The organism is Streptomyces javensis (genome assembly GCF_039525925.1).
GTDB classification, from domain to species: domain Bacteria; phylum Actinomycetota; class Actinomycetes; order Streptomycetales; family Streptomycetaceae; genus Streptomyces; species Streptomyces asiaticus.
Map to the genome: position 1 here is coordinate 1 of NZ_BAAAIF010000168.1, position 5,554 is coordinate 5,554.

1 protein-coding gene is annotated in these 5,554 nt (G+C 70.9%); it reads left to right on the plus strand.

Annotated features, from left to right (window positions below; genetic code table 11):
* Positions 1-41: 41 nt before the first annotated feature.
* On the plus strand, positions 42-5,554 hold a 5,513-nt coding region (locus ABD329_RS47125; protein ID WP_344318175.1), incomplete at its 3' end, for an SDR family NAD(P)-dependent oxidoreductase.

Consider the following 5,554-nt stretch of genomic DNA (forward strand, 5'->3'; position numbering starts at 1 on the left):
AGCCGCGTATTCCGCTGGTGTCGGGTGCGCCGGGTGCGGATGTGACGGACCCCGGCTACTGGGTGGGGCATGTGCGGGAGACGGTGCGTTTCCACGATGTGGTGGGGGCGATGCGTGCGCAGGGCATGAGCGTGTTCGCGGAGTTGGGTCCGGATGGTGCGCTGTCGGCGATGGCCGACACCGACACCTGGGTCCCGGCACTGCGTGCCGACCAGGACGAGCCCGAGACGGCGCTGCGCGCACTGGCCGGTCTGTACGCCGCTGGCGTCGAGGTCGACTGGGCCGCCGTCACTGCCGACGGTGGTCGGGCGGTCAAGGTCGATCTGCCGACGTACCCGTTCCAGCGCCAGCGGTACTGGCCGAAGGCAGTCGCCGGTCGTGGTGATGTTGCGTCGGCTGGTCAGCAGCGTGATGGGTACCCGTTGTTGGCGGCAGCGGTGTGGTTGGCCGAGGGTAATGGGTTGGTTCTGACGGGTCGTCTGTCGGTGTCGGTGATGCCGTGGCTGGCCGATCATGCGGTGCACGGCACGGTTCTGCTGCCCGGTACGGCGTTCGTGGACCTGGCGGTGCACGCCGGCGACCTGGCCGACTGCGGTGTGCTGGAGGAGTTGACCTTGCAGGAGCCGCTGGTCCTGCCCAACTCTGGTGGCGTGCAGTTGCAGGTCCAGGTGGGTGACAGTGACGGCGACAGTGGCCAGCGCACGGTGACGGTCTCTTCCCGTGAGGGGGAGGGCGAGTGGGTCCGGAACGCGGTGGGTGTGCTGGCTCCGGTCGGCAGGGAGCCCGTCCCTGCCGCGCTGGTTGTCTGGCCTCCGGCGGGGGCGGAGCCGGTGTCGGTCGACGACGCCTACGAGAGCTTTGCCCGGCGGGGTTACGGCTACGGGCCGGCGTTCCAGGGCCTGCGTCAGGTGTGGCGCGCCGGGGAGACCATCTACGTCGAGGCCGAACTGCCCGAGGTTATTGACTCGGACGCGGCCGGCTTCGGTCTGCACCCTGCGCTGCTCGACGCCGCGCTGCACAGCCTCCTTGCCGCCAGTGATGGCAGCGGCGGGGGGACGAGGCTGCCGTTCGCCTGGTCGGGTGTCCGGCTGCTGGCCGGTGGCGCCCGCCAGCTGCGGGTGGTCCTGGCGCCCGAGGCGAGTGGCGTCTCGGTGACGGCGTTCGACGGCGTCGGTCAGCCGGTGCTACAGGCGCGGTCACTGGCGATGCGGGAGGTTCCGGCGGGTCAGTTCGCTGCGTCCGGTCGCCAGGTTCGCCAGTCGCTGTTCACGGTGGACTGGGTGCCGATGGCGGCGCAGGCTCCGACCGCCGCAGTTCAGTGGGCGCGGCACGGCTCCGCACCGGCGCCGGTGGTCGTGGCGGCGGTGCCGGCTGCGCCGTCCGGGCGTTCGGCGCCGCAGGCGGCTCAGCTGGCTGCCGCGACGATGTTGGGTTGGGTGCAGGAGTGGCTGGCCGACCCCGCAACCGACAACGCGCGGTTGGTCATCTGGACTCAAGGCGCGGCTGCCAGTCAGGACTTGGCTGGTGCGGCGGTGACGGGTCTGGTGCGCTCGGCGCAGTCGGAGCACCCGGGTCGTCTGCTGCTGGTCGATGTCGACCCGGCGGCCGACCTGGACTTTGGTCGCGACGCCGACGTGGACGCCGTCCTGGCCGCGGCGCTGGGCGCCGAGGAGCCCGAGGTTTCCATCCGGCCCGCCACTGACGGCGAAGGTGTGGTGGCGTTCGGGCGGCGGCTGGTCCGGGTTGGCACCGCCGGTGAGTTGGTGCTTCCCGGTGGTTCGGGCTGGCGAGTCGAGGTGGCTCAACCGGGTGACCTGGGCAGTGCGGCCGTCGTCGACGCTCCCGAGACCGAGGCTGCGCTGTCGGCTGGTCAGGTCCGGGTGGGTCTGCGTGCGGTGGGCGTGAACTTCCGCGATGTGGTGACCGGTCTGGGGATGGTCGCGGACGGCCGGGTCCTCGGCGGTGAAGGCTCCGGTGTCGTGCTGGAGATCGGCCCAGGGGTGGACGGTCTGTCGGTGGGCCAGTCGGTGATGGGTCTGGTGCCGGGGTGGAGTCCGGCTGGGATCGTGGACAGCCGTCTGCTCGCTCCGGTTCCGCAGGGCTGGTCTTTCCAGCAGGCCGCGGCGGTGTCGGTCGGGTTCCTGACGGCGTTCTACGGGCTGTGGGATCTGGCCCGGGTCCGTTCCGGTCAGCGGGTGTTGATTCATGCCGGCACCGGTGGTGTGGGTACGGCTGCGGTGCAGTTGGCGAAGGCGTGGGGGCTGGAGGTCTTCGCGACCGCGAGCCCGGCCAAGCAGCATGCGCTGCGTGCGATGGGTGTTGAGGAGAGTCACATTGCCTCGACCCGTGATCTGGACTTCTGTGAGCGGTTCCTTGCCGTGACCGGTGGCGAGGGCATGGACGTGGTCCTGAACGCCCTTGCTGGGGAGTTCACGGACGCGTCGCTGCGGCTGCTGCCGCGTGGCGGTCAGTTCGTCGAGATGGGCAAGACCGACATCCGCAACCCCGAGCAGGTCGCCGAGGCCTACCCCGGGGTGGTGTACCAGGCGTTCGACCTGATGGACGCCGGGGTGCCGCGAGTTGCGGAGATGCTGGCCGAGCTCGGGCCGATGTTCGAGGCTGGGACGCTGGTTCCGCCGCCAGTGACGTGTTTCGAGCTGTCGCAGGCGGTGGCGGCGCTGCGGTACCTTCAGGCGGCTCGGCAGGTGGGCAAGGTGGTGCTGAACGTCCCCGCCGAGTGGGACAGTCAGGACACCGTCCTCGTCACCGGTGGAACCGGCACGCTGGGTGGGGAGTTGGCCCGGCACCTGGTCAACGTCCGTGGCATGCGGCACCTGGTGCTGATGTCGCGTCGTGGCCCGGCCGCGCCGGGCGTGGCGCGCATGGTCGCCGAGTTGGCGCAGTCGGGTGCGAGCGTGCGGGTGCAGGCCGGCGACGCGGCCGACCGCGAGGGTCTCGCGTCGGTGGTGGCGCGGATCGCGGCTGAGCGGCCGCTGACCGCGGTGGTGCATGCCGCGGGTGTGATTGACGACGCCACGATCGAATCCCTGACGCCCGAGCGCATGGCGACCGTGTTTGCGGCCAAGGTCGATGCGGCCTGGAACCTGCACGAGCTGACCGAGGGCGCGGGCCTGGCCGGTTTCGTCCTGTACTCCTCGGCTGCGGCTGTCATGGGTAGCCCGGGGCAGGGGAGTTACGCCGCCGCCAACGCGTTCCTGGACGCGCTGGCCGCTTACCGCCACGACCGGCAGCTGGCCGGCCAGTCGCTGGCCTGGGGGCTGTGGGCCCAGGCCTCGGCGATGACCGGGCAGTTGGCCGGTGCCGATCTCTCCCGACTGCGTCGAGGTGGCGTTCAGCCGCTGACGACGGAGCAGGGTTTGGAGCTGTTCGAGGCCGCTGCCGCGCTGGGCGCGCCGTTGGCGGTCCCCGCCCGGCTCGACCTGGCCGCGTTGTCACGCGCGGCAGGGCCGGTGCCTTCGCTGCTGAACGGCCTGGTCGCCGGTGGCGGCATCTCCGCACGTCCCGCGGCGGCGGTGGCTACTGTCGTGGGTGGCTTGGCGGGCCGGCTGGCCCCGCTTGCCCCCGCCGAGCGCGAGCAGGAAGTCCTACAGATCGTCCGGGCCGCCGCTGCTGTTGTCCTGGGCCATGCCCGTCCCGGGGACATCGATCCCCAGCGGGCTTTCCGCGACATGGGCATCGACTCCCTGACCGGTCTGGAGCTGCGCAACCGACTCGCTGCTGAGACGGGCCTGAGCCTGACCGCAACCCTGGTCTTCGACCATCCGACACCGGTGGACCTCGCCCGGTACCTGGTCACCGAGGTGTGCGGGGTCGACGAGGTGGCCACCGTGTCCGCCGTCCGTGTCGGCACGGACGAGCCGGTGGCGATCGTCGGCATGGGCTGCCGGTTCCCGGGCGGAGCCGAGGGCCCGGAGGGCTTCTGGCGGTTGATCGCCGGAGGGTCCGACGCGATGTCGGAGTTCCCGCTGGACCGTGGTTGGGAGACGCCGGGCCTGTCCGAGTCCGGTGAGGCGATCGAGGGTTATGCCCGGGTGGGTGGCTTCCTGGCCGGGGCTGGCGATTTCGATGCGGAGTTCTTCGGGATCAGTCCGCGTGAGGCGTTGGGGATGGACCCGCAGCAGCGGCTGCTGCTGGAGACGTGCTGGGAGGCGCTGGAGGACGCGGGAATTGCCCCGGGAACGCTGAAGGGCACCGATGCCGGTGTCTACGCGGGCATCATCACCTCCGGCTACGGGATCGGCGAGCAGGACGGTGCCGGTGGTTTCGGGATGACCGGGACCACGGCGAGTGTGGCGTCGGGCCGGGTGGCGTACTCGCTGGGGCTACAGGGTCCGGCCGTATCGATCGACACAGCCTGTTCCTCCTCCCTGACGGCGATTCACTTCGCCGCGCAGGCGCTGCGGTCCGGCGAGTGCGGAATGGCCCTGGCGGGCGGTGTCACCGTCATGGCCACTCCGGGTGCGTACGTGGAGTTCGCGCGGCAGCGGGGGTTGGCTGCCGATGGTCGGTGCAAGCCGTTCGCGGAGGCGGCTGATGGCACCGGCTGGGGCGAAGGGGTCGGGATGGTGGTTCTGGAGCGGCTGTCGGATGCTCGTGCTCGTGGGCACCGGGTGCTGGCGGTGGTTGCGGGTAGTGCGGTGAACCAGGACGGTGCGAGCAATGGTCTGTCGGCTCCGAATGGTCCGTCGCAGCAGCGGGTGATCCGGGCCGCGCTGGCCAGCGCCGGGCTGCGGGCGAGCGATGTCGACGTTGTGGAGGCGCACGGTACCGGCACCTCGCTCGGTGACCCGATCGAGGCGCAGGCGCTGCTGGCGACCTACGGCCAGGATCGTCCTGAGGGGCGGCCGCTGCTGTTGGGTTCGGTGAAGTCGAACATCGGTCACACGCAGGCTGCGGCTGGTGTGGCTGGTGTGATCAAGATGGTGCAGGCGATGCGGCACGGGATGCTGCCCGAGACCCTGCACGTGGACGCCCCGTCTTCGCACGTGGACTGGTCGGCCGGTGCGGTGGAGTTGCTGACCGAGCCGCGCGAGTGGCCGGCCGGTTCGGGTCCGCGTCGTGCTGGTGTGTCGGCATTCGGGATCAGCGGCACCAACGTGCACCTGATCCTTGAGCAGCCCACGCAGGATGTCCCTGCCCTGGATGCTCCTGTTCAGGACGGGCCGGAGTCGTCTTCGGGTCCGGTGGCGTGGGTGTTGTCGGCGCGGTCCGGTGCGGCGCTGGCCGCGCAGGCGGGTCGCCTGGCGGAGTTCGTGGCGGCGCGTCCGGAGGTGGCGGCCAAGGATCTGGCGTTCTCCCTGGCAGTGACGCGGACCACGGAATTCTCCCACTGGCTGGCGGTGGTCGGCGACGACCGCGACCAGCTGCTGGCGGGCCTGAACGCTGCCGCCACCGGCGAGGAAGCGCCCGGTGTCGTGTCCGGGAGTGTTGGTTCGGTGTCGGGGTTGCGGCCGGTGTTTGTGTTCGCGGGGCAGGGTGCGCAGTGGGTTGGTATGGGTTTGCGGTTGTGGGAGCAGGAGCCGGTGTTCGCGGC